The following is a 1,778-nucleotide window of genomic DNA, read 5'->3' as shown; positions in this document are numbered from 1 at the left end:
GAACTGATGAAAAACGAATATATCAAATTGCTGTTGCCCTTGATTGCCGTCAGTTTGTGCTGCGGCGCCGACTGGCCTCAGTTTCGGGGGCCATTAACCAATAATGTGGCGACATCAGAAACACCTCCTTCCAAAGTCAGTCAGGAAAACATAGCCTGGACTGCGGATCTGGATGGGCGGGGGGCGTCCGGCCCGATTGTCGTCGGCGATAAAGTATTTATTACCAGCACCACGGGCTTCAATCAGGACCAGCTGCATCTGTCCTGCTTTGATGCCAAGACAGGCAAACGTCTCTGGGAACGCCAGTTCTGGGCGACAGGCCGTACACAGTGTCACAACAAAATGTGTGTTGCCACGCCGACTCCGGCCAGCGATGGCAAACGTGTGTTTGCGACATTTTCGAGTAACGATGTGGTCTGTCTCGACCTCGAAGGAAATCTGCTCTGGATTCGAGGGTTGTCGCACGATTACCCCAATGCCAGTAACAGTCTGGGAATGGCTTCTTCTCCGATTGTTGTGGGGGAAACTTTAATCGTTCCCGTCGAAAATGATGACGATTCCTTTACCACTGGTCTGGATGTGAAAACAGGAATTGCCCGCTGGAAAATCAAACGCCCACGTGTTGCCAACTGGACTTCGCCGGCGATGCTGAAATCTTCACCTGAAGCAGAACCGCTCGTATTGCTGCAGTCGAGTGAAGGCGTCGATGCCGTTTATCCCGAAACGGGCGAAACCGCCTGGCAGTATGAGCAGGGCGCCGGCCGGATACCGTCTACAACAGTTGGCGATAATGTTCTGTACGTTCCCTCGAATGGTCTGACCGCACTTGCCCCCGGTTCCAGCAGTGAGCCACCCAAAGTGCTCTGGCAGGAACAGAAACTGTCTCCCGGCACTGCCAGCCCGCTGTTTTATCAAAAACGCTTATTTACGGTGAATAGCGCCGGTGTTTTAACCTGTGCGAATCCGGAGAACGGCGAAGTGGTCTGGCGATTACGTTTGAAAGGTCCTTTCAGCGCGACCCCGATCGCGGCTGCCAACCATCTTTACCTGGTCAATGAAAAAGGATTGTTACAGGTAGTACAGCTCGGTGAAGAGCAGGGCGAAGTGACCGGAGAGATCGATTTGAAAGAAACGATTCTGGCAACACCGGCCATTTCCGATAATTCGCTCTTTCTGCGCAGTGATCAACATCTCTGGAAAATATCATCCAAATAGTTCCCCGGTCAGACCGAGTCGACCATGACTGAAAAAAGGAATCGTTTGTGTCACAATTGCTGGCTGTCGGATTAGGAGGATTCGTAGGCGCTATTGCGCGATACAGCATCACGGAATTCATGTCCCGGAAGTACCCGGGATTTCCGGCGGGCACGCTGCTGGTCAATGCCACCGGCTGTCTGCTGATTGGAATTCTGATGGCCATCGTCACGCATAAACAGCTCAGTCCCTCACTGCGCGTACATGAACATGCAAGTCTGTTTTTGGTCTCCGGCTTTCTGGGATCACTCACCACATTCTCCACTTTCGGCCATGAAACGGTCAGCCTGTTGCGCAATTCCGAACTGCATCATGCATTGCTCAATATCTCCGGCAATCTGATTGTCGGTTTTTTCGCCGTCTGGCTGGGTTGGGCGTCGGTCATGTTCTGGCTGGAAAAGTAAGTTCTCGCTTGTTGACAGGCAGCGCTGAGGTGGATCAACCCGAATCGGATTTGTCTGATCACTGTCCGGTGACCTGTTCCCTTCAGCCTGTCATTCGGTGATTCAAATTTCGAATTGTTA

At 52.2% G+C, this 1,778-nt stretch carries 2 protein-coding genes; both read left to right on the top strand.

The features are described 5' to 3' along the window. Window positions 1-1,215, top strand: a 1,215-nt coding sequence (locus Q0294_RS08800) for a PQQ-binding-like beta-propeller repeat protein (RefSeq protein ID WP_299463502.1), incomplete at its 5' end; no start/stop codon positions are given. A gap of 47 nt (window positions 1,216-1,262) precedes the next feature. Beyond that, complete coding sequence (gene crcB / locus Q0294_RS08795; RefSeq protein ID WP_299463499.1) at window positions 1,263-1,658, top strand: fluoride efflux transporter CrcB; 396 nt, start codon at window positions 1,263-1,265, stop codon at window positions 1,656-1,658. Window positions 1,659-1,778: the final 120 nt, after the last annotated feature.

It is taken from the genome of uncultured Gimesia sp., assembly GCF_937919775.1.
In the GTDB taxonomy this organism is placed as follows: domain Bacteria; phylum Planctomycetota; class Planctomycetia; order Planctomycetales; family Planctomycetaceae; genus Gimesia.
This window is presented reverse-complemented; position numbering and strand designations above follow the sequence as displayed.